Annotated in this window: 20 protein-coding genes; 5 read left to right on the forward strand and 15 right to left on the reverse strand. The window is 53.6% G+C overall.

All coding sequences use genetic code 11. The features are described from left to right. Positions 1-188: 188 nt before the first annotated feature. From ENN40_08625 to ENN40_08650, 6 genes are all read right to left on the reverse strand, one after another. On the reverse strand, positions 189-707 hold the full coding sequence (locus ENN40_08625) for a hypothetical protein (protein HDP95406.1): 519 nt from the start codon (positions 705-707) through the stop codon (positions 189-191). Further along, on the reverse strand, positions 704-1,240 hold the full coding sequence (locus ENN40_08630; protein HDP95407.1) for a hypothetical protein: 537 nt from the start codon (positions 1,238-1,240) through the stop codon (positions 704-706). The genes ENN40_08625 and ENN40_08630 overlap by 4 nt, the downstream gene beginning before the upstream one ends. Next, on the reverse strand, positions 1,237-1,908 hold the full coding sequence (locus tag ENN40_08635; GenBank protein ID HDP95408.1) for a hypothetical protein: 672 nt from the start codon (positions 1,906-1,908) through the stop codon (positions 1,237-1,239). The genes ENN40_08630 and ENN40_08635 overlap by 4 nt, the downstream gene beginning before the upstream one ends. Positions 1,909-2,039: 131 nt before the next feature. Then, positions 2,040-3,575, reverse strand: a complete 1,536-nt coding sequence (locus ENN40_08640; GenBank protein ID HDP95409.1) for a type II/IV secretion system protein — start codon at positions 3,573-3,575, stop codon at positions 2,040-2,042. After that, positions 3,572-4,783: a type II secretion system F family protein gene (locus ENN40_08645; protein HDP95410.1), complete on the reverse strand. Its 1,212-nt coding sequence runs from the start codon at positions 4,781-4,783 to the stop codon at positions 3,572-3,574. The genes ENN40_08640 and ENN40_08645 overlap by 4 nt, the downstream gene beginning before the upstream one ends. Beyond that, a complete protein-coding gene (locus ENN40_08650; protein HDP95411.1) occupies positions 4,784-6,052 on the reverse strand; it encodes a serine--tRNA ligase in 1,269 nt (422 codons plus the stop codon). Between the two features lie 141 nt (positions 6,053-6,193). On the opposite strand from ENN40_08650, the gene ENN40_08655 reads away from it, so the two are divergent. Both ENN40_08655 and ENN40_08660 read left to right on the forward strand, forming a co-directional pair. Continuing rightward, complete coding sequence (locus ENN40_08655; protein ID HDP95412.1) at positions 6,194-7,564, forward strand: hypothetical protein; 1,371 nt, start codon at positions 6,194-6,196, stop codon at positions 7,562-7,564. Next, complete coding sequence (locus ENN40_08660) at positions 7,561-8,904, forward strand: sigma-54-dependent Fis family transcriptional regulator (GenBank protein ID HDP95413.1); 1,344 nt, start codon at positions 7,561-7,563, stop codon at positions 8,902-8,904. The genes ENN40_08655 and ENN40_08660 overlap by 4 nt, the downstream gene beginning before the upstream one ends. 14 nt (positions 8,905-8,918) lie before the next feature. Here ENN40_08660 and ENN40_08665 read toward each other — a convergent pair whose 3' ends face one another. The 6 genes from ENN40_08665 to ENN40_08690 form a co-directional block, all read right to left on the reverse strand. After that, the gene (locus ENN40_08665) at positions 8,919-9,605 is read right to left on the reverse strand and encodes a hypothetical protein (GenBank protein HDP95414.1); all 687 of its coding nucleotides are present in this window, start codon (positions 9,603-9,605) and stop codon (positions 8,919-8,921) included. Continuing rightward, a complete protein-coding gene (locus tag ENN40_08670; GenBank protein HDP95415.1) occupies positions 9,602-10,945 on the reverse strand; it encodes an ABC transporter permease in 1,344 nt (447 codons plus the stop codon). Before ENN40_08670 ends, ENN40_08665 begins: the two co-directional genes overlap by 4 nt. A 128-nt stretch (positions 10,946-11,073) precedes the next feature. Further along, positions 11,074-11,715, reverse strand: a complete 642-nt coding sequence (locus ENN40_08675) for a hypothetical protein (GenBank protein HDP95416.1) — start codon at positions 11,713-11,715, stop codon at positions 11,074-11,076. A gap of 99 nt (positions 11,716-11,814) precedes the next feature. Continuing rightward, a complete protein-coding gene (locus ENN40_08680; protein HDP95417.1) occupies positions 11,815-12,189 on the reverse strand; it encodes a hypothetical protein in 375 nt (124 codons plus the stop codon). A 2-nt stretch (positions 12,190-12,191) separates the two neighbouring features. Then, a complete protein-coding gene (locus ENN40_08685; GenBank protein HDP95418.1) occupies positions 12,192-12,593 on the reverse strand; it encodes a DUF3606 domain-containing protein in 402 nt (133 codons plus the stop codon). A gap of 158 nt (positions 12,594-12,751) precedes the next feature. Beyond that, positions 12,752-13,888 carry a sigma-54-dependent Fis family transcriptional regulator gene (locus ENN40_08690; protein HDP95419.1) on the reverse strand — a complete coding sequence of 379 codons (1,137 nt, stop codon included), beginning with the start codon at positions 13,886-13,888 and terminating at the stop codon, positions 12,752-12,754. Between the two features lie 385 nt (positions 13,889-14,273). Here ENN40_08690 and ENN40_08695 point away from each other — a divergent pair, with 385 nt between their 5' ends. Further along, positions 14,274-14,876, forward strand: a complete 603-nt coding sequence (locus tag ENN40_08695) for an MFS transporter (protein ID HDP95420.1) — start codon at positions 14,274-14,276, stop codon at positions 14,874-14,876. 138 nt (positions 14,877-15,014) lie between these two features. Here ENN40_08695 and ENN40_08700 read toward each other — a convergent pair whose 3' ends face one another. Genes ENN40_08700 through ENN40_08710 form a run of 3 tightly spaced genes read right to left on the reverse strand, consistent with a single transcriptional unit; the run spans position 15,015 to position 19,218 of the window. Next, positions 15,015-18,173 carry a tetratricopeptide repeat protein gene (locus tag ENN40_08700; GenBank protein HDP95421.1) on the reverse strand — a complete coding sequence of 1,053 codons (3,159 nt, stop codon included), beginning with the start codon at positions 18,171-18,173 and terminating at the stop codon, positions 15,015-15,017. Continuing rightward, positions 18,164-18,763, reverse strand: a complete 600-nt coding sequence (locus ENN40_08705; GenBank protein HDP95422.1) for a ribonuclease HII — start codon at positions 18,761-18,763, stop codon at positions 18,164-18,166. The genes ENN40_08700 and ENN40_08705 overlap by 10 nt, the downstream gene beginning before the upstream one ends. Continuing rightward, the gene (locus tag ENN40_08710; protein HDP95423.1) at positions 18,763-19,218 is read right to left on the reverse strand and encodes a 50S ribosomal protein L19; all 456 of its coding nucleotides are present in this window, start codon (positions 19,216-19,218) and stop codon (positions 18,763-18,765) included. Before ENN40_08710 ends, ENN40_08705 begins: the two co-directional genes overlap by 1 nt. On the opposite strand from ENN40_08710, the gene ENN40_08715 reads away from it, so the two are divergent. Together ENN40_08715 and ENN40_08720 are read left to right on the forward strand one after the other, a co-directional pair. After that, positions 19,177-20,823 (forward strand): S41 family peptidase, encoded by a 1,647-nt coding sequence (locus ENN40_08715; GenBank protein HDP95424.1) that lies wholly within the window; start codon positions 19,177-19,179, stop codon positions 20,821-20,823. The two genes, ENN40_08710 and ENN40_08715, sit on opposite strands and share 42 nt — an antisense overlap. Next, complete coding sequence (locus tag ENN40_08720) at positions 20,820-22,268, forward strand: proline--tRNA ligase (protein HDP95425.1); 1,449 nt, start codon at positions 20,820-20,822, stop codon at positions 22,266-22,268. The genes ENN40_08715 and ENN40_08720 overlap by 4 nt, the downstream gene beginning before the upstream one ends. Positions 22,269-22,393 lie beyond the last annotated feature (125 nt).

The raw sequence follows: 22,393 nt of genomic DNA on the forward strand, positions 1-22,393 counted from the left end.
GCGGTACCTGGGGTATGGGCATTGGACGTGGGCGCGTCGTTTCCTCGACACGGCTTTGCCCGGGGCGAAAAAGGTCACGATGAATCGTCAGTTCCTTTGCCGGCCCGTCCAGGCGGGAAAGGTGCACAACCTCCTCAGCGCCCAGAACAGCGACCACACTCAAGAAAAGCACCGCGAACAACCTCTTTTCAGCGCGCAAAATACGCCTCCATTAAGAAATTGGCAATCACACCGCTTTCAGTCCGGCGCAGACGCACCGACATCAGATAAACCATTTCAGCCTGGTTTTCCACTCCATGAATCAAGCGCTTGATCGCCGCGTAGGGTCCGGACAATGAAAACTCCAGGGTCACCCGCTGCAGATTCTGCTGGACCGGGCGCATGCGGTAAGTCAGCCGTAGCGGGGTGAGTCCGCTCTCTGAAATACGCCGCTGAAGATCGTCGCGAAAAGCGGGAAAACGGTTAAAAGCGGGAATGGCTTTTGTGCGGAATGCATCGAGTTCGGCCGGAACCCTTTTCCAAGCATCAAGCGTTTCGCGTTTCTTCTTTAGCTGGTTCCGGCGCTGTTGCAGCAGCTGGTATTCCGAACGCAGCCGTTCTGCTGAAGATCCCTTTGCCTGTGCCATCCCATAACCGGTGACCCAGAATAACAGTGAGCCGGCAAATACGCCTGTGATCAACCATGCCAGAACCCGGAACTTTTTCATGGTTTGATCCTCAAGTTGATCGACACCCGGTACTGGCCGTCACGATCCCGGACTTCGCTGTTGACCTCGAGTCGGAAGGCCGACAATTGCCGATACGCCACAATCAGATCGGAAAAGGATGGCGCGACAACCTCCATCTCCAGTCGCTGCGGCCGGTTTTGGTCAACGGTTAAGCGCTGCAGAAAAACACGACCGGACAAAGCCTTCTCCAACTGGTTCATGCTGTTGAGAAAAGAGTAGGTTTTGCGGTTGATCAAGGCATTGGCAAAGCGTACCTGAGCATCCCATCGCTTTTGTAATTGTTGGATCTCTGCGCTGATCGTTTCCATGCGTGCGTTGTGGTTTCGGTCCGCTTCACGCAGGGATCGCATTTCCAGCTTTGCTTCCCCAGACGGTTCACTTTCATGATTCAGCGCACGCCAGCCATTCCACACCAGGAGTGCGGAGACTCCCAGCAAGAATACCGCAACTCCCCAGAAACGCAACCAATCGGGGCGCCGCGAAGACGCCATGTTCAAGTCAAGGTGCTTCATCCGGCCCCCGACATGGCAAACGCCGCGCCACCGGGTATTGCGAACGGCGTCAAATTCAGTTGCCGCCATATTTCGGCTTGATTGCTAAAAGCAAATTTGGGTCTCCCGGGAAAAAAAGCCACGGAACGGGGAGTTCGGCTGTAGTTGCTTTTTACGTACTCCAGGGTTTTGCGAACCTCCATGAGGAACATTTGCTCTGAATCACAGCGAAATTTGCGCATGTAGTAGGGCCGGCTCGATTCCTGGAACACCGCCACACCCAGCTGGTGATCCAGTTCAATCATGACCTGGGGAGATTGTTTGCGCATTCCGGCCAGGCCGCCGGCCCACAACCGGTTCATCAACTCCAACGTTGAGTTTCCCAGGAATGTCAACGATGCCGGGTGTTCACGAAACCAATCCTCCACCCTGCCGGCATCACGCAACGGCAGCAGAACGGACAACAATCGCTTTCCCCCGGGGTGAAGTACGGTATGAATAAAATTGGACAGGTCTTCGGGGAAAACTTTTTCCAATCGCCACTGCGCCAATTCACGCTGTTTTTTTGCGCCGCGGGGCAAGTGTTCAAAATCAAAGATATTAAAGATAAACGGATCGGAACGGAGAAACACACCCCAGGACCGGTTTCCAAGTACCGAAGCCAGGCGGCCGGCATCATCCACGCTCATATTCATCATGCCACGGGTTTCAACGGAGTGCATCCGCCGCAGACGGCCCTTTTCTCTGTGAAAGCAATCCAGCTGTCCACTCCCGATTACGCAGTAGCGTGAAGGGCGTGGATACGAAAAAAATAACTTTTCTACAACCATTCCTTTATGGTTACCCGATTGAGTTCATCCAGGGATGTTCCGCCGCTTTTCACCTTTTCCAGGCCGTTTAAACGGATGGGTAACATGCCCTGGGACATGGCCACTCTCTTGATCTCCGACGTGGGTTTTTTCTGCAGAATCATCTCCTTGATATCATCGGTCAGTTCCAGGATCTCGCCGATGGCGGTGCGTCCCGAGTATCCCAAACCGCCGCATTCCGGACATCCACCGGCTTCGAACACCTGACGCGGGAAAGATTCCGCGTCAATGCGGTTGAATTGCAAGTCTTTCTCTGTCAGGCGGACACGCCGGCGGCATTCGGGACAAAGCACCCGCACCAGGCGCTGGGCCACGATGCAATTGAGGGAAGAGACAAAACTATAGCTGTCCACCCCCATGTGGATGAATCGTCCCAACACATCGAATACGTTGTTGGCGTGAACCGTGGTAAACACCAGATGCCCGGTAAGTGCAGACTGGATGGCAATCTGGGCGGTTTCGGGATCACGGATCTCTCCAACCATGATCTTGTCGGGATCATGACGCAGAATGGACCGCAGTCCGCGCGCGAAAGTCAACCCTTTTTTCTCGTTTACCGGGATCTGTGTAATTCCCGATATCTGGTATTCCACGGGATCCTCAATGGTGATGATTTTATCTTCCGGCTTTTTGATCTGGTTGAGCGCCGCGTACAGGGTTGTGGTCTTACCGCTACCCGTGGGGCCGGTCACAAGAAACATGCCGTAGGGTTGGGTGATATAGTACAAAACCATCTCCAACAGGGAATCGGAAAACCCCAACTGGCTCAGCTTTAATTCTCCGATATTCTCTGTGATCATCTCCCGGTCGAGGATGCGGATCACCGCATTCTCTCCGTAGATACCCGGCATAATGGAAACCCGGAAATCGATGGTCTTGTGCTTGAATTTCAAGCGAAAGCGACCGTCCTGGGGAACCCGCCGCTCCGCGATATCCAACTCTGAGATTACTTTTAAGCGGGTCAACAGGGGCATGTGATAGAGCGGATCCAGCGGTTCCATAACTTGATGCAGAATGCCGTCAATGCGAAATTTCACCACAACGGATCCCGCCTGGCTTTCCAGGTGGATATCCGAGGCTTTCTTGTTGACCGCGGAAAATACGATGTTGTTGAGTAGTTGAATGACCGAGTCGTCCTCTTCGCTCACCTGCTCAATACTGAGGGTTTCTTCCTCTGCTTCGCGGGTGGAACGTTTTTGAAAGAACGTCTGTGTTCTTTGTTTGAGCGCCTGGGTAAATGTATCACTGCGTTTGAGCAATCGCTCGATCTCATCCCGGTCCGCCGGCATCGGCACAACAGCCTTGCGGACAAAATTCTCCACCAGGGCCACTTTTTCCAGGTTATTCGGATCCGCCATGGCGATCTGAATGGCTTCGCCGTCGTCCTGCAAAGGGAAAATCAACTGGGCAATCAGAAATTCGGGTGGAAAGATCGACAACAAATCGTAGTCGATGCGGGCGTCTTTCAAATCAACGGTCGGGTTCATCGCACCACCTGAACGGTATTGAAAATGGGAAGGTAAATCGACAACAGCATAAACGCGATCACCAGGCCCAGTATCACAATCACCACCGGTTCAATTAAGGATATGACGGATGCCACCTTCATGTCAATGGAGGCCTCCAGGAATTCACTGTTCTGATCCAGAACTTCCGGCAGGTTGCCGGAAGAATCGCCTACCCGCACCAATTCGACCGTAATGGATGGGATATCCGGCACCCCGGCCAGCACTTCAGACAACAATCGCCCGCTGCGAATCTCTTCCGGTACATTGCGCATGCGCAGGTAAAGCCAACGGTTTGAAATGCCGGTGACCGCGACTTCTGCGGCATCCGGGACCGTAACACCGCCGGCAATCAGGATCGACAACGTCCGCGAGAAAACTGAAAAAGCACGCTCACGAATAATCCCGCCTGCAAAGGGGGCGCGGAGCTTGATGCGGTCGGTAACGGCCAACTCGGGGTTGAGCTTTTCCGCCAGGCGCAGCGCCAGTACCATGGCCGCCAAACCGGCAAGGATGATCGGGGCGTTTGCCTTGAGAAATCGCGAGGATTGAATGAAAAACAAACTGATTCCCGGCATTTCTGCTTCAAAGTTGCCGTAGAATTCGGAAAAACGCGGGATCACGAAAACCATCACGGCGCCCACCATGAGAATCATGAGCACAAACAGAATCGCCGGGTAGGTCAGGCTGCTGACGGTTTTGCGTCGCAACGTGTTGATTCGCTCCAGGTACGTGTTGAACTGCCGCAACATGCTGTCCAGGTTGCCGCTGCCCTCACCCGCGAGCAGGGACGCACGGTAAATACGCACATATGGAAGTTGGCTGTTGTTTAGGGCATCGGAAATCTGCACCCCGTTGCGCACGTCACTCAGGGCCCGGGTGACCACTTCTCTGAGCGGTCCTTTGCGCATGCCTTCCAGAATGACTTCCAGCGCCCGGATAAATGAAGAGCCGGCACGCAGCAACACGGCCAGTTTCTGGTTGAACAAGAGAAACTCGCCATAACGGATGCGCCTTGAGAACAGATTGCGCAACGACCGGTTCATGCCGAACAGGCGTTGGGCCGAGATGATCTTTTCGTCCCCATCGCCCCGGTATAAGGCTTCCAATTCACGGCGGCCGGCGGCGAACACAACCCTTTGTGAAACCCTGCCGGCTACGTTACAAAAACGACAGCGAAAATAGGGCATCTACACCAACCTGGCCTGCCCGGGAAAGAACGGCTCCAGTATCGGGGGAATCCGCACTCCGCCGTCAGTGGTCTGGAAATTTTCCATAATGGCGGCTACTGTGCGCCCGACGGCAAGACCGGATCCATTAAGGGTGTGTGGAAAAGTTTTCCGGCCTTTTTCATCCAGAAGCCGGATTCTGGCCCGGCGGGCTTGGAAATCATGGAAATTGGAACAGGAAGAGATTTCCATGTAATCATTGCGTGCCGGCATCCAAACCTCGATATCATACGTCTTGGCTGACGAAAAAGACATATCACCCGTACACAACAGCACCACGCGATAATGCAGGTTCAGTCTTTGCAGGACGCGTTCCGCATCCATGGTCAAGGACTCCAACTCAGCTGCGGAACGCGTCGGGGCCGCAAACTTAAGCAACTCCACTTTGTTGAACTGGTGATTGCGGATAATGCCGCGCATATCCTTGCCGTAGGATCCCGCCTCGCTGCGGAAACACGGTGTATACGCCACGTATTTCAGCGGCAAATCGGCGTTGGTCAAGGCCTCATCGCGATGCAGGTTGGTCAGGGGAACCTCGGCGGTTGGGATCAGGTAAAAATCCTGGCCCTCAACTTTGAACAGGTCTGTCTTGAATTTGGGTAGATTCCCCGTACCCGTCAAGCTGTCCGAGTTGGCCAAAAAAGGCGGCAACACTTCCGTGTAACCGTGCTCGCGGGTATGCATGTCAAGCATAAACTGGATCAGCGTCCGCTCCAGGCGGGCAAGGTTACCGAAGTAGACCGCGAAGCGGGCACCGGCGATCTTGGCGGCACGGGGAAAATCCAGCCGTCCGATATCACTACCCAATTCCCAATGCGGCCGCGCCTCAAAATCAAAAGCGGGCTTTTCGCCCCATTGCCGGACCACCCGGTTATCGGTGGCGTCACGTCCCAAGGGAACGGAATCGTCCGGCAGGTTGGGAAGGTTCAGCCACAGTTCATTGAACTCTCTCTCCACCTCTCCGAGCTGCTCGTCCAACGCCTCTACTTCCCGTCCCAGGGCGACACTGTGCTGTTCCAGTTCAGTTGTATCTTTTTTGTCGCGACGCAGTATACCAATCTGTCTGGAGATGGCTTTTCTCTTGCCCTTCAGCGCTTCCGCATGCGTAATCAGGCGCCGCCGCTTTTCATCCACTGCCTGAAATGTTTCGCTATCGAAATCGACTTTCTTGGAAGTGATCTTTTTCTTTACCTGCTCAAGGTTTTGGCGCACATAATTCAAATCCAGCATGGACGAATTATAACACAGCCCCACGGAGCAGACCATACGCATGCCGCCGGCTTCTCTTAACGGTCCCCTTCTCAATGTTTTCCACATTTTTTGACTTCGCCCACAGAACCGCCTTGACTTCAACCTCCCCGAACCGGTAATATGAAAAGGTCCCGGAAACGGGGGGATCAGGCGCGCTCTTTCAACAGCATGAAACCGCACCTGACTGGACCTGGAAGCGGGGACAGCCAAAGGGGGCGTCAACCAGCCGTTTGCGGCATGGGAGTCCGCTCTCGCTGGTTTGGCGACACTGCGCAGACAATGCATCGCAAAGACGAGACCGCAAATCTGTTGAAAGCCCTGTCCACCGGACTGAATGAGTCTGCGGCGATTGAATCATTCCTGCACCGGTTGCCGGAACTTTTGATGCGCCATCTTCCCCTGGGACCTCTCGTCCTTTTTTACCGCGACGGCGACGGCAACCGTTTCTCGACCTACGGCCGCACACGAGACGTCGGAGAACTCACCAACCTGGCCGATGACAGCAACCTGATCACCTGCTTCAACCACCGCACCAACCCGCTGGTCATCAATGGCCGTTCCGACATGTATCGCATCCTCTTTAATCGGGACACAGACGGATTGATCGACCGCCTGGGTATCAACCTCATTCTGCCGATCCATTTTCACGGCTACCATCGCGGAGTGGTGGCCGCGCGAATGGAGCGCAAGTGCCGGATTTCCCCAACTTCAATGGCCCACATTCTTGACCAATGCGCAACCATCATCGTTCCTGCCATTGAAATGGAAAGGTTGGAACTGGAGAATGACCGCAACCACTATAGATTGTTTAAATTTGATCGCCTGGTCCTGCTGGGCCAAATGGCGGCATCCATCGCCCATGAGCTGAAAACTCCCATGAGCACCGTGTTGTTGGAGCTCCAGGAGTTACAGGACGGCGATCTCAATTCCGCGGAAACCATGCGCTCATTCGGCAAAATCCGCACAGAGATGATCCGTTTGAATGAGTTGATCGAATCCCTGCTGAGTTTTTCGCGTTTTCGTCCCTTGCAGGTAGAGGAAGTCGACCTGAAAGCGCTGGTGGAATCAACCCTGGAAAGTCTTCCCTGCAAACGCATACCCGAAGGCGCCCGGATCCACACCCGCTTCGAAAAATCATTGGTGAGCCACGCTGACCGCAACCGTCTCCACCAGGTTTTGCTCAACGTCCTGTTTAACGCGTTCGACGCTGCGGGTCCGGGGGGAGAGATTGGAGTCCGCGCGTATGCGGAGTGTACAAAGACAAAAAGAAACAGGCGCCATGTCATCGCTGTCAGCGACAATGGCCCCGGTATCCCACAAAAGCATAAAAACCATGTTCTGGAGCCTTTTTTCACCACCAAAACCAATGGCACCGGCCTGGGGCTGTATATTTCTTATGGCATCATGACCAGCCTGAAGGGGGACCTTGAGATCCAGAGCTCGAAAAAGGGCACGACGGTACTTTTAGTTCTCCCGGGGAAATCAGCATGAACGGCAAGGCAACCATCTTGATTGTAGAGGATGACAACGCCCTGCGGGACTCCCTGCGGCGCATCCTCATGCGCCGAAATTACAGTATTGAGGAGTCTCCCACCCTGAAACAGGCGATGTCCACGGTGAAAACAACCATTTACGAGCTAATACTCCTGGATCTGACTTTACCGGACGGCAACGGCACCTCCCTGTTGAACCAAATCCGCGAAGAAGACCGCAATCGCGTAATTGTCATCTCGGGTACCCGCAACCTGGATATGGCGATCCAGGCCATGAAAATGGGCGTATACGATTTCCTGGTAAAACCGATTGACCGGGAAATCCTGTTGGCCACCATCCAGAAGGCGCTGAACGTCAATCGCCAGTTGGCGGGCTATCGGGAATTGCGTGGTTCTCTGCGTGATTTTTCCAGTTTTGACCGCATTCAGTTCCGCAGTCGTTTAATGCGCCAAGTGATACACAAGGCCCGGGAAGCCGCGGAATCCGATCGCACCATATTGATCCAGGGCGAAACCGGCACGGGGAAAGAACTCCTGGCTTACGCCATTCACAATGCGTCTCCCCGTCAGCATCGACCCATTATTCCCGTTAACTGTGCCGCGATCCCTGAGCATCTGGCCGAATCAGAGTTGTTTGGATTTGAGCAGGGAGCTTTTACAGGTGCCGATTCCAGTTATTCCGGACGGTTTCGTTTGGCGGATAAGGGAACCATTTTTCTGGACGAAATCGGAGAACTACCCCAATCCATTCAGTCCAAATTGTTACGCGTACTTGAGTCCGGCGAAGTCATCTCCCTGAAAAGCCGCCGCATGGACCGGCTGGATGTCCGCGTAATTGCGGCTTCGAACCGCAGTCTCAAACAAATGGTTGATACCGGACTGTTTCGTGAGGATCTCTTCTACCGGGTGGAACAGATCCGCCTAATCATTCCGCCTTTGCGCAAACGCCCGGAAGATATCAAGCTGCTTGCCGATGGTTTTCTGCGCAGCGCGGCTCTCACCTACAACAAGGAAGTGGTGCGTTTGTCCCACGAAGCACAAGCGTATATGACAGCCTACCACTGGCCTGGAAATGTCCGCGAACTGAAAAACACGGTATTTGAAATCGTGACATTTATCGACGGCACCGAAATTCAACCCAGACACCTGCCCACCAAGATCCTGGACCGCTCAACCGCGGGGAACGGACCGGTCAAGACCTTGAAGCAGATTGAAGAAGAACACATCCAACAGGTACTTGAATCCACGGGATTCAACATCAGCCGTGCGGCCAAGCTGTTGGGAATTTCCCGACCCTCTCTCTACCGAAAAATCAGCGCATTCAACCTGAAGCGTTGACCGATTCAGGGTGATCAGCCCAGATATTTGTTGTACAGCCGCATCAGGTCCATCTCTTCCAGGTCCATGGCGGGGATTGGCTCCCGCGGCAGCAGGCGGCCCTTCTTGATAAAAGAGACCCGGTCCGCAATCTGCAAGGCGTAAAAAATATCATCGGTCAGATAAAGAATCGCGTGACCATTTTGACGGCGTTGCATCAGCAATTTGTTAAATTCCAGTTCAAAAGCCTTTTTTTCACCATGGATCAAATCGTTGCATATCAGGTTGGGCGCCGGGATCGCCATGATTATGGCCAGAACCAACTTGCGGAAAGCCTCTTCATCCGCATCCCGCAAACGTCTGTCCAGTTGTTCCTCGCCCACGTTCAATTTGATCAGGATCTCATATACGGCTTCCCGGGAAAGCTTGGCGGCGCGGCAAAGGAATGACAGGTGGGCATTGAGGGTGGCTTCGGCATCAAAATCAGCGGCATTTACCGGCTCCAGGGCAACCGTTCCTGCCTTTATTTCGGTTGCGTTACCCGGGAAAACCACCTCTCCATGATCCGGGAGAGAAAAGCCCCGCAATACGGAAAAAAGGCGCTTGCGCAGAACTCCCTGTTTGCATAGCAGGCAAAAGATTTCTCCGTCCGCCACGGCCAGGTTCAGGTCGTGCACGCAATCATTGCCTTTTCCCAGCGTCAATCCGGACATGCGAATCATGGTTCTTTCGCCAGGCGATGGTAACGCCGCTGAGACCAGGCGCACATCATGATCATGTACAACAGGATCAGGCATACCCCCCACCCGAACATGGTGGTCAAGTAACTGGGTGACTGGTAAACGCTCTCTCCCGGACGAACAAAGGATTTCACTTTTTCCGCTTTGTGAAAGTAGTGTTGCTGAAAAAAGAAGCGCATAAAACGCTCCTGAAGATGCATGACATGCTGTTTGAAATCAAGGTATCCGCGATATCCCAATCCCGATATCTCACGATTGACGAATAGGAAAAACTGGGATGGGATCAATAGAGAGACGCGTTCGTATTGCCGGATCAGGCTGGAAACCCGCCGTGTCATATCAAGTTCGATATTGCGATTCAGTAGATGAATGTTTTTCATAAAGAAATGGACTTGCTTTCGAACCACCGCTTTCATGTCGACATCCTTTTTCTGGCTCATATTGCGTACATGTTCCACCGCCCGGGCCTCGTTTTCCAATACAACCCGCAGCTTCTGGAAGTTCAACGAGTCGTTGGACGGCAAACGTTGCGACCGGACGTAAACGTACTCGGCAACCAATTCCGGAACCAGGAACACCAGCGCGAACCAAATCAAAAAGCTCCATAACAGGGTGTTTTTGCTGAACCGGAAGACCCCTTTAAGCATAAACCCCAGGATGAAAAAAAAAGCCAGTACCACCCACAACAACAACCCAGCGGCCAGCAGATGACGGATCTCGGCCGGAGAAAAAGCGATGCTTCCCCAGAGGGCCAGAGCGCAAAGGCTTGCAATGGGAATACAAAAAAGTGCGGATAAAACAGTAAAACGACTTAAAAGAACTCCCCAGAACACGCGTGAATAACCCAGAAACTGCATGCGCAGGACAATGGCGGAGCGACTGGAAAAAGTCGCCGCTCCGCTATAGACCATGATCAAGGTGCCGATGACAAACAGAAAGCCGAACACATCGCTGAAATAGCCTTTGACCGTGAAAAGCTGGCGCCCTTTGTGCACGTTGTAAATTTGGACCAATTCGCTCATGTCCACCTTGCTTTCCACGCTGGCCAGCAATCTGCCGCTTTCGGTGAAAACAGCCAGCGGCGATGGTTCAAAGAGCACACGGAATCCAAGGGCCGCGTACTGGGCGTAGTTGACATATTGGGGAATCCGTTGTCGTTCATAATTGACAAACGCCTCTTTCTCTAATTGAAACGCGGCATGGTTGCGATAGCCGCTAACCACCAGGAAAGTGGTAATCAAGAGAATGAGCAAGCCAACCCCGACAATGCGACGGTCACCCAACACGCGGCCGCTTTCAAAACAGAGGAATTCCCGGATCATAAGCGCTCCCCAGCGATCATATCAGCCGTGGAAACCAAAATGCAAACCAAACCCCCCGGCGGAAAGAGCCTTGCTCTTCCCCCCTTATTTCCGCCGAGGGGCCCGGATCAACCAAAATGATGGATTTTTCAAGCATTGTAAAACACCAGCGTGGCATAATTGCCGTATAAGATGGCATCTGAATAGTTCTGCAACAACTTCCATATCGATTCAATGGGCGGGCAGATGCCCTGCTGCATCAGCTCGCGGATCTTCTGCATCCCCAGGATGATTTGATCAACATGGGCCAGGTTGCGGCGCAGTACTCCGGGGATATCGCCGTTGGACAGGTTCTTTGCCACCCGTTCCATGACCGCAACCAACAGGTTGTTTTTTGTTGCAAATCCCCGATAGTCAAAACAACGCAGCCGCTCCAGGGCCGCGGCATCGTATTCCGAAACCGCGGCCACGGCCAAAACCTGCGCGTAATGCTCCCTTGAACAGGCCAACTTTTCAATGGCTGAATCCGCCAACTCCCCACCGCGCTTGAAATCGAAATCCGCCTCATACCCGGTTTCCACCTCGCTAAACAACAGGAAGGCATCGGCATTGGATTCAAGGAAAATGGACGTTGCCTTCATCACGCGGCTTTCGATGGCCTTTCCGTCACCGCCCAGATAGGGCGGGATTCCGTTCATCAAAACCAGGGCATGCAGGTAAGTAAAGATCGTAGCCAGGATTAAACCGGTCAGCACCACCTTGCCCGCGGGAAAAACCTTGTTTTGCTTCACGGCGACACTCCTTTTCACGGCAGTTGCCCTCTTGCGGCTGCCGCGGCAATTATTCCAGGCCATGATGTTGCGGCCGGCGGAAGTGGATCCGGCTCGATATCAATTCCCCGCACGTGCGTTTCCTTCTCCATCCAGAAAAAGGGGAACCGTAACCGTCCACAGAATCAAAACTACCGAAGCAAACCAGGAACGATAAAGTCCCCAATAAGCAAAAGGTCCGCCCAACGTGTAAACCCATACCAGAAAGGACACCGTGCTTGCCGCCAACTGCATGGGCCGGACCACTTTCTGGAAGCGGCGCAGGTAAAAGGGAGTCAAAACCATAAGCACTGCGGCCGCGGCGGTCATTACCCATGGCCCGGAATCCTCAGGAATCATGCCCTGAACCGCCACCCAGGCGGTGACAATTTCAGACGGGATCAGTTTCAGCAGCCGCTCAGAATAGCGTTGCGCCGTCCGGATCTGACGTGCCATTTCTACCTCCCCTCCGCTAAGAACCCACGGTCCCGGATCTCTTTCAGGATGGCCTCCCGCAATATCGCCTGTATAGATGGCCCAACCGTTTTTACAATCTTTAGGAGTTCATCCTCGCCAATTCGGATGGCCCTGGCACAGTAAGCCAATTCACGTTTCTCACTTACGTTCACGAGCAACGCGCCCTGCCGGTCCTTCCCTTTAATGACCGTTTCCCGCCCCGCCTCGTGTTTCACCATAACGACCTCTTTGCCCGCCACCATCTGTGCCGCATTAATGACTTCATCTAAGCTCAGCATGAACGGTTCCAACCTATGATGGGGCATTGGAAACACTTGATAGGGCTGGACATTCGCTTTTTTGCCCTGATTCAAGAACCACCAAGCATCTCTCCAGTGTTTCATTCCTTTACAGCTGGGCGGCTAAAATCCCCTGCTACCCTTGCTATCAGCGGGTTTTGCTCCTTTGCCTTCAGAATGTTAAGCAATGATACATTATGGTCTGCCACTCCGTATGCATTGATATTTCTATAAATTTTGATCGCAACGCCTGTATCGATACTTTACATGGGCGGTGCTTCGTTCTCTTGCATGAGGCCATGCTTGTGCATCAGGTTAAACAAATGGGTGCGACTGATGCGCAGGCTGGCTGCGGCCCGGCCCCGGCTCCAGCGGAATTGCTGCAATGTGCGCAACACAATGGAGCGCTCAAATGCGTTGCGTTGTTCCTTCAGGCCCGGAACAGAACAACTGATTTTGTATCCATCTTCTTCAAAATTGGGATAAAACGTAACCAAGCGCTTGATGCGGGCCTCCAACTGGCGCACATTTCCGGGCCAATCTTGTCTGTAAAGATGGGACATAAAGCTGTTAAACGCCTGCTCGTCGATGTGGTTCAAGCCCAGCCGCTTCAGCAAATGCCGCGTCAGCAAGGGGATATCTTCCAGACGTTCCCGCAAAGGGGGAACCCGAACCTGCAGGTCCTGAATGCGATAGAACAGGTCCTTTCGAAAAGCACCCCGGCGGATCATGCAGGGAAGATCCTGGTGGGTGGCCGATACCAGGCGAACATCAACAGTGCGAGGCTCATTTTCACCCAGGCGGCGGATCTCTCCCTCCTGCAACACCCGCAGCAGTTTGGCCTGCAAAGGAATGGACAGGTCGCCGATCTCATCCAGAAACAGAGTGCCGCCGCGGGCGGATTCGATCAGTCCCCGGCGCTCTCGCGCGGCGCCCGTAAAGGCTCCCCGCGAATGGCCGAATAATTCAGCCTCCATTAGAGTTTCGGGCAGGGCCGCACAGTTTACCGCCACGAAAAGGTTGGATGCACACCGGCTCAACTCGTGAACAGCCCGTGCGACCAACTCTTTGCCGGTGCCACTCTCGCCGACAATCAACAATGAGAAATCAACCCGGCCGAAACGCTGAATGCGGCGTTTCAACTGCTGGATCGCCGGGGAACAACCCACAATCCGCGCCAGCGGATCCGATCCATTGCCACCGTCCCGGCGGGGTCCGCATCCGGCCCTTTCCAATCGATTCTGCATCCTTCCCCTCACAATCAGGCGAGCAATCTGCATACCAAAACCAAAAACCCGGAAATTGGCTTGGCAATACGTCTGGAATGGAGATTCCACAAGAGCGCGAAATGGGGGAAACGGAAACTTCCTGGAAACAGCCAGAGTTTTTCTTGCCCACATGGGGTATTTCCAAATTTGTGCAGGCTGAGTTGCGATACGTTTCCAATCGGACGCCCGCTTAAAAAACGCCTTCGCCTCTAAATCCGCAACCCCCGCTTGATCACGTTGCCGGTGTGTGCTATGAGAAAGTCGATCCAATCACGATTCGGGCGGCAAGGGGCGAGATACGGACAAAGTGCAAGCCCGAAAGGAGTGGGTATGACTGAAGGCAGGATCCTGAATCGCTGGATGGTTGTGGCGGGAGCTGTGTTGATTCAACTCTGTCTGGGGGCCATTTACGCCTGGAGTGTTTTTACCAAACCCCTGGTGGAAGCCCCGGGGCTGGTCCCCTCCGCAATTGCATCAATCTCAAATCGGTATTGATAGAGAGTTCTCAAGCCGCAGCATGCTGCGCACCCCCCAATACTACATGATCCTGTTGACCTTTGTGTTCGGGGCCGGGGCGGGTCTGATGAGCATTGGTTTGATGAAGCTCTTTCCCATGGTGGCCCTCACCGCCCGGGGTATGGATCTGGCCTCGGCAAGCGCCGTCGCCGGTACCGCCATGGCGGTTTTTTTCTCTCTGGCCAACGGCCTGGGACGTATCGTTTGGGGCGCCATCTGTGAAAAACTGGGGGTCAGGGCTTCCATGACCACCATGATGGCCGCCCAGGGCATCATGGTCCTGGCCTTCCCGCTCATGGCCGGCAGCAAAATACTGTTGTATGCGGGAGCGGCCATGATCGGATTCAACTTCGGTAGGAATTTTGCACTGCTCCCCATGATTACCGCTGAAACCTTCGGCACCCGCTCGGTGGGACAGAACTACGGGTGGGTTTTCCTGGCCTACGGCATCGGCGGAATCGCCGGTCCCATTATGGGCGGGAAACTCGGCGACCTGGGCAACTTCCCCTTCGCCTTCAGCATTTGCGGTATTCTCTGCCTGCTGGCGGCGGTTATCATTTCCCGGGTGCGACCGCCTGTACGCACAGAGATGACGAGCGCTTGACATGCCGGCTAGAGAAATACTTTGCCTGAAACCGCTTTTTCGCAAACACCCGGCTTCTTTCGTGCTGCAACCCACACCAAACGCGGGAGAACCAAAAATTTAAAAGGGTTGACGCCGCGATGGTGGCCGGATCAGCGATCAGCCGGTACGTTCCCGGACTTCCTCGAACAGTTTGGCCACGTCGCGATAATCGGGATCGATGGCCATCATCTCGCCCAGAATCTTTAAGGCAGTGGGCAAATCTTCGCCCAAGCGATAACATAAAACAAGTTCATAGCGGATGGCCATGTACTCCCCCTGGCTGCGTCCCCCTACATCCAGAGCTTTCTGCAACCAGGTAATCGCCTCGGAAAACATGCCTTTCTCGCGAAAACACAACCCCAGTAAGCCTGCGGAATCAAAAAACTTCTCGGGATGCTTTGCCGAGATCAGAAACTCATGGATGGCCTCTTCCAGCAATCCCATCTCCTTGTAGGCAATCCCAAGATTGTAACGGGTGTCAAAGTCGCCTTCCCCGATCTTTTCATCCACACCCTTCTTGAACTCCCGGAAGATCTCCATCATGTTCTTTTCCGTGGTGGAAGTTCGCTGACGTTCGATCTCTTTCATCCACGCCTCGATCACTTCCCGCTCCACGGCGACGGAATTTTCCGTCTCCAGGAACTCCTCCACGTCCATCATGAGGTCGCCATCGCTCAACAAGGTTTCGTCGCTGTCAAATGGAGAAGCTTCTTTTCCCAGATCGCCGAACGGGGATTCCGCTTCCGCACCGGTTTCTTCAGGGATCATGATGTCGTCGATGTCCAACAGATTATCAACGGAAGACTGCATGCGTTCTTCTTTGAAAGCCCCTGAACTATCCGGACCCACAATCAGGTTTTCGCGATCAACGTCTTGGGCCGGCAAATCCCGGCCTTCAACCGGTTCTTCCAGGTCAATTTCAAAAGAGATGCTTTCCATTTCCTCAAATCCCGGACTCGCCGTTACTTTTTCTTCAGCGGACATGTCAATCCCTGTTTCACTCAGGGGCATCTCCCGCGAATCCTCATCTTCCTGCCGGGTTAAGGATTCATCGGAGATGGACGACTGGATATTGAACAGGTCGAAATCTTCTCTGCTTTGCTTTTCTTTATTTGGGACGGATTGTGGTTGCGCGTCTTCCAGATTATCAAGATCCAGGAAAAGATCTTCGATAGACTCTTGAGAGGGTTGTGAAACCGGGGGTGGCGGTGTTTGTTCTTTTTTGTCGGAGGTCAGCTTGTGCGACTCGATTTCAAAACCACCGAGATCGATATCCAGTTCCAGGGATTCTTCATCTACTTTGACGAGCTGTTCCTCCACGGGGATCGATTCAGTCACCATCTCTTTCTCCCGGGCACCCGTATCCTCAGGCAATGTGCCGGGAAGGAAAGATTCGTCCTGCTTGAGTTGCTCCAGCCGTCGCAACCGTTCTTTTACTTCGGGATGATCCGGGATCTGGCGCCGCAAAGCATTGAGCATCTGGCGGGCATTGTCCAGGCGGCCGTTCTCCAGCAAACCATCCAATTCCGCCAGCATTTGCGCCAACGCGGATTCAGGAATGGCTTCCCCGTCTGTCTCCGAACCTTGTGTTTTGTCTGTCGCCATTCCATCTTCATCGGTTAACAGAAACACATCGTCTTCATGACTTTCTTCTTCCTGGGGAAAATCGATCTCATGCAACCGGCCGGTATTCAACTCCTCGATTTGCTCATTCAACTCATCCTGCGTAAAATCGATCTCGATATTGGTTTTTTCGTTCAGTGTGTATTCCAAAAGCCGCGGATCATTGGGTTTCAACAGGGACAGGGTCTCCAGAAGGCGATTGAATTCCGGGACGTTGTTGCTGCTCCTGTAGATCTCCAGCAACTCAATACCCTCATCAACAAGCAATTCGAGCTGATTAAGCATTTGATATACATCAAACGCCTTGAGACGGATTTCAATGTTCTGGGGAAAAGTCTCTTTGGTTTTCTGCAGAATGCCGATGGCTTTGGTGGAATCCCCTTCACTGATGGCTTCATCCACCACCTTCATGTTGAAACGGATGAATTGGCTTTGCTGTTTCTCTTCATCACTCATTTCCCGCGAAGATGATGAAGAGTCCGAACGCTTACCCCGCAAGCGGGCCAGGTGTTCTTCGTAAGTAAACGAGGAATCCGACAACCGGATCAACTCTTCCAGTATATTTTCCAACTCGGCTTTCATTTCCTCTTCTTCGTAGATCGGGATCAGGGACTCATACAACGCAATCAGGTTGCTTTTCTTGCCGCTGGCCTTGAAAATGGATGCCAGCTTCAACAATGCGGGGATGTGGCTGGAATTGGAAGCAATAATGAAACGCAACAGAGACGTGGCCTCTTCAAAACGCTGCGCTTCAATGGCCTGATCAATAATGGGCAGGAACAATTGAAACGTTTTGTCGTACTCCCGGCGTTGCAGATAGACCTTACCCAACTTGAGAATGACTTCTTTTTCCTCTGGATTGATCTCGGTGATTTTCTGAAAGATCTTTTCCGCTTCGTCCAGGCGATTGCTGCGGAAATACAGTTCCCCCAACAGCTTCAGCAGGGAACTGCTCTTGAACAGCGTTGATCCCAGAGAGGTCAGCAATTCGATTGCTTTCTGTTCCTGCTCCTGGTTGGTATAGCAGTTGACCAGTTTTTCCACCAGTTTGGGATTCTGGGTCTTTTTCAAGACTTCCCGCAACACCTCTTCAGCCCGGTCAAAATCCTTTTTTGTAATCAACCGATCAGCGGCAATCACATATTCCGTTACCGCGCTGTCTTCTTCCCCCTCCCGCAAATAGTGATCCGCCAGCAACAGTCGCATTTTGAGATTGTTGCGGTCAAACTCCAGGATGCGCTTGTACATATCCAGCGCGCGCTTGTGGTTGTTTTTGCGCTTACTCTCCTCTGCCAGGTCCAGGTAGATCTGCTTGGCCTCGATCACCAGCCCCTGCTTGGTATAAAGGTCGGCCAATTTGAAATAGACGTCCTCGTAATTGGGACTCACCCGGGTAATGCGCTTGTACATGGCGATGGCTTTGGAAAAGAATCCTTCCTTGAGGTAGTAATCCGCAATCCATTCAAAATGCTCCACCGCGGAATTGACGTCGTGCTGTTTTAAAAAGAGATCACCCAGGATGCGACGGGTTTCCAAATCGTCCGGTTTCAGTTCCAAAAGCCGCCGATATTGCTTGATGGCGGCATCAATCTTGCCCTGCCCAAGGCATTTCTGCGCGCTTCTTTGCAAGGTCAAACGCTTTTCTACTGCCATAGGACCTTCCTGAAACTGCGGCGATGGAATGGTGTAGTCCCATGGTGCTTTAAGGCGAGTATATGTCGGACGCTGGGATATCCCTTATTGGCACTCAGTTCATATTCAGGGAACCAGCCTGCCATCCGGATCATCAAGTCGTCCCGGAACACCTTGGCGATAATGGATGCCGCCGCCACGGACAGACTACAATCATCCCCATGGAGAATGCCGGCTCCCCGAACCGGCAAAAAATCGGGCTTCATGCCATCTATTAGAACATAATCAGGGGGGATTTGCAATCCGGCAACGGCTCGTGCCATGGCTACCCGCGTGGCCTGCAGAATGTTGATGCGGTCAATGGCGTCATTCCAACACCAGCCGATGGACCACGCCCTGGCAATCGCGTAAATCACCGTCGCCAACTCAACGCGTCGGCGGGCGGAAAGACGTTTGGAGTCCCGGATACGAAAATCCAGGTTCAAGGGATCAAGGATTACCGCCCCCGCTACCACAGGTCCAAAAAGAGCTCCGCGGCCGACCTCATCTACACCGCAGATAAAACGACACCCCTGATCCAATTGTTCCCTTTCCAGGGAAAAATCGGTCATTACCGCAGTTCTTTCAATCTTGCCGCACGCCCGCGCCGACTGCGCAGGAAATAGAGCTTGGCCCTGCGGATCCGTGAATGACGGTTCACCTTGATCGTCTGCACCAGCTTGGAGTTCAAAGGAAAGATACGTTCCACGGAGACGCCGAATGAAGTTTTGCGAACCGTGACCGTGCGGGAGATGCCTCGGTTGTTCTGGGCGATCACCGTTCCCTCGAACACCTGGATCCGCTCCTTGCCCCCCTCAATCACGCGATAGTGGACGGCCACGATATCGCCGGTGCGAATCCGGGGAAGATCATCCCGAGGCGTCTGGTATTCGTACAAATCATGAGATGAAAACACCCGCGGTTCCTTTTGATCTGCCTGGGAAGGTTCGGCTCCGTTCCCGGAAGCTTCCCGGACTTCCCCTGTATGATCAGTATTCTGTTCTTCTTTGCCTTTATCTTCCGACATATTCACTCCTCAATCCGGCCTGTTTTCGGGGATGTGATACCCAACGGAATCCCATTGTACTATTTTTTGCTTTCCAGTTCAATAGAGGACGGCTTGATTGACGCATGCGCACGATTCTGCTATACAACTCCCATGAAACGGACCGTTATCGGCCTGTTGCTGCTGGCAGCCTGTTTTTCTCTTTTTTCCTCTGATCCAGGGGAGTGGGAACAAGGAATCCGCACCTGCACGGCCATTCTTGAGCAGATACGGGCGTACCACCCTGAGCCTGTTGATGAAACGGAACTGGTCCATGCATCTTTACACGGATTGTTGGCAAAACTGGATCCTCATTCCTACTTCCTGGATGCGGATTCATTTCGCGCCATGTTCGAAGACCAACGGGGAAATTATTTCGGAATCGGGACCCGCATCCGTCGTATTGGGGGCCACCTGACGGTAATCGCCCCGATTGAGGGTACCCCGGCTTTTCGCCTGGGCATTCTTCCCGGAGACGTAATCGCCTTTATTGACGGGCGCCCTACCCGTGAAATGAGCCTGGACGAGGCAATGAATTATCTGCGTGGACAGAGAGGCACACAAGTAACCATAAAGGTTGAGCGCCCGGGAAACCCCGACCTGCTCTCTTTTCAGATCAAACGCACCGAAATCCCTTTGCCTACCTTGACCCATACCCTGGTTGAACCCACGGATTCGCGAACCGGCTACATCGGCTTGCGCACATTCGGCCGCACAACTGCGGATGAGTTCAAGAAAGCCGTCGATTCCCTGGTACTCAGCCAAGGCATTCAGCGCCTGATCATTGACCTGCGTTGGAACACCGGCGGCTCCCTGGCGGCCGCCATTGAGTTGAGTGATTTCTTTCTGCAGCCGGGACGCCCCATCGTCACCCTGCGGGGAAGGTCTTTGGAACGGGGATTCACCTCCCGGGAACGCCCGCTCTGGCCGGAATTAAAACTGGCGATCCTGATCAACCGTCACAGTGCCAGTGCTTCCGAGATACTGGCCGCCGCCCTGCAGGAACACGGGCGCGCGCTAGTGGTTGGCCGACGCTCCTGGGGAAAGGGTCTGGTGGAAACGGTTTTCAATCTTCCAGGCAACCGCGGCGCGGCTTTAACCACGGCCCGCTACCACACTCCGCATGGGCGTTGTCTGCAACGTGAATACGGCACCGCACTCAACCCCTACGGTCATCGCATCCCCAAAGATTACGACACCAACAGGGCCATCCCGGGCGGGGTGATTCCGGATCTAATCGTGAAGGAGACCCGCCAGTCAAAGACCGTGCGCGACCTGATCTCAAAGGGAGCATTTTTTCACTTTTCCCGCCGCCTCCTGGAGTCCGGTTTTGCTGTCTCTCAAGACCTGGCAATCAGCGAGGATCTGCTGCGCCGTTTCCGGGCTTTTGTTAACGGGCGCGACTGGCAAATTCACATCCAAAAATCCAATGAACCCGAAGTGCGCCGGGAAATCCTGCGCGCCCTGTTGACATCATCGATTTCGGAATCTGCGGGCTTCCGGGTGTTTTTGTTGCATGACCCCGTCAACCAGGCCGCCCTGCATTACCTGGAAACATCTTCGTTGCCCAAGGAGCCGCTATCATGACCCAAAAAAACGATTTCATCACCCAGATCACCAAACGTTCGCAGGACTTCTCCCGCTGGTACACAGACGTGATCCGACGCGCGGAACTGGCTGATTACTCACCCATGAAAGGCATGATGGTCATCCGCCCATACGGCTACGAAATCTGGGAACTCATGAAAGCGCGGTTGGACCGGATGTTTAAAGCCACGGGACACCGCAATGCCTATTTCCCCCTTTTTATTCCTGAAAGTTTGCTGAAAAAAGAAGCCGAACACGTGGAAGGATTCGCCCCGGAAGTGGCCTGGGTCACCATGGGAGGAAACGAACCCCTGGAAGAGCGTTATGCCGTACGCCCCACATCGGAAGCGATCATCTGTTCCATGTACGCGCGCTGGGTTTCTTCCTGGCGGGACCTGCCCCTGCTGATCAACCAGTGGGCCAACGTGGTTCGCTGGGAAAAAGTCACCCGCCCTTTTCTGCGTACAACGGAATTTCTGTGGCAGGAGGGACACACCGTACATGCAACCGCTGCGGAAGCCCAGGAAGAAACACTTCGCATCCTGGACATCTACCGGACATTTGTCGAAGAATACCTGGCCCTTCCCGTGATCGCCGGGCTAAAGACAGACGCTGAAAAGTTCGCCGGAGCCGTCAACACCTACTGCATTGAAGCGCTGATGCCGGACGGCCGGGCCCTGCAGGCAGGTACTTCCCATAACCTGGGGCAGAACTTCTCTCGGGCATTTAACATTCGTTTTGAAAATCGCGACCAGGAACTGGAATTCGGCTGGGGAACTTCCTGGGGTGTGTCCACCCGCTTGGTGGGAGCCGTGATAATGGCACATGGAGACGATTCCGGACTCATCATTCCTCCCCGCATCGCACCCTTTCAGGCCGTCATTGTGCCCATCAGCCGGGGAAATTGGAAAGAGACGGTGTTGCCGGAAGCCATCCGGCTGAGGGATGAACTTCAAGCCGCGGGAATCCGGGCCCACCTGGATGACTGCGACACAAATACACCGGGATGGAAATTCGCGGAATGGGAAATGCGCGGCGTACCGGTGCGGGTGGAAATCGGTCCCAAGGATATTGAGAAAAAGCAGGTGGTGCTGGTCAATCGCATCAATCGGGAAAAATCCTTCGTATCCCGCGGTGAATGCGTGCAATCCCTTCAAAACAAACTGGACGAAATCCAGTCTTCCCTTTTTGAAAGGGCGCTGAAATTCCGCGATGACAACACCCGGGACGCAGCGGATTTTGATGCCCTGGCCGAAATCATTCAAGAGCAACGCGGCCTGGTACGTGCCGGCTGGTGCGGTTCAACCGCATGCGAAGCCCTGGTGAAAGAAAAGACAAAAGCCACCATCCGCGTAATTTTGGAAGAGGAACCGGAAGAAGGAGTCATTTGCGCGGCCTGTGGCGGGCCCTCTAAGCACATGGTGCTGTTAGCCCGGTCATATTAAAAAAAGTTGGAGAGTTGGAAAGTTGGGTTCTATTACGTTTTGTGTGGGTAAATCCGCAAAGATGATGAGCGAGAAATTGTTGTGATGAGTACCCAGAGGGCATACATACCCGCAGGGCATAAAGC

It is taken from the genome of Candidatus Aminicenantes bacterium (assembly GCA_011049425.1).
Lineage (GTDB): Bacteria > Acidobacteriota > Aminicenantia > UBA2199 > UBA2199 > UBA876.

Bases quoted from the DNA above. Each gene is read 5' to 3' on its own strand.
- ENN40_08625 (HDP95406.1), bottom strand. From the start codon at position 707: ATGAAAAAGTTCCGGGTTCTGGCATGGTTGATCACAGGCGTATTTGCC.
- ENN40_08630 (HDP95407.1), bottom strand. From the start codon at position 1,240: ATGAAGCACCTTGACTTGAACATGGCGTCTTCGCGGCGCCCCGATTGG.
- ENN40_08635 (HDP95408.1), bottom strand. From the start codon at position 1,908: ATGAGCGTGGATGATGCCGGCCGCCTGGCTTCGGTACTTGGAAACCGG.
- ENN40_08640 (HDP95409.1), bottom strand. From the start codon at position 3,575: ATGAACCCGACCGTTGATTTGAAAGACGCCCGCATCGACTACGATTTG.
- ENN40_08645 (HDP95410.1), bottom strand. From the start codon at position 4,783: ATGCCCTATTTTCGCTGTCGTTTTTGTAACGTAGCCGGCAGGGTTTCA.
- ENN40_08650 (HDP95411.1), bottom strand. From the start codon at position 6,052: ATGCTGGATTTGAATTATGTGCGCCAAAACCTTGAGCAGGTAAAGAAA.
- ENN40_08655 (HDP95412.1), top strand. From the start codon at position 6,194: ATGAAAAGGTCCCGGAAACGGGGGGATCAGGCGCGCTCTTTCAACAGC.
- ENN40_08660 (HDP95413.1), top strand. From the start codon at position 7,561: ATGAACGGCAAGGCAACCATCTTGATTGTAGAGGATGACAACGCCCTG.
- ENN40_08665 (HDP95414.1), bottom strand. From the start codon at position 9,605: ATGATTCGCATGTCCGGATTGACGCTGGGAAAAGGCAATGATTGCGTG.
- ENN40_08670 (HDP95415.1), bottom strand. From the start codon at position 10,945: ATGATCCGGGAATTCCTCTGTTTTGAAAGCGGCCGCGTGTTGGGTGAC.
- ENN40_08680 (HDP95417.1), bottom strand. From the start codon at position 12,189: ATGGCACGTCAGATCCGGACGGCGCAACGCTATTCTGAGCGGCTGCTG.
- ENN40_08685 (HDP95418.1), bottom strand. From the start codon at position 12,593: ATGAAACACTGGAGAGATGCTTGGTGGTTCTTGAATCAGGGCAAAAAA.
- ENN40_08690 (HDP95419.1), bottom strand. From the start codon at position 13,888: ATGTGGGCAAGAAAAACTCTGGCTGTTTCCAGGAAGTTTCCGTTTCCC.
- ENN40_08695 (HDP95420.1), top strand. From the start codon at position 14,274: ATGCTGCGCACCCCCCAATACTACATGATCCTGTTGACCTTTGTGTTC.
- ENN40_08700 (HDP95421.1), bottom strand. From the start codon at position 18,173: ATGGCAGTAGAAAAGCGTTTGACCTTGCAAAGAAGCGCGCAGAAATGC.
- ENN40_08705 (HDP95422.1), bottom strand. From the start codon at position 18,763: ATGACCGATTTTTCCCTGGAAAGGGAACAATTGGATCAGGGGTGTCGT.
- ENN40_08715 (HDP95424.1), top strand. From the start codon at position 19,177: ATGATCAGTATTCTGTTCTTCTTTGCCTTTATCTTCCGACATATTCAC.
- ENN40_08710 (HDP95423.1), bottom strand. From the start codon at position 19,218: ATGTCGGAAGATAAAGGCAAAGAAGAACAGAATACTGATCATACAGGG.
- ENN40_08720 (HDP95425.1), top strand. From the start codon at position 20,820: ATGACCCAAAAAAACGATTTCATCACCCAGATCACCAAACGTTCGCAG.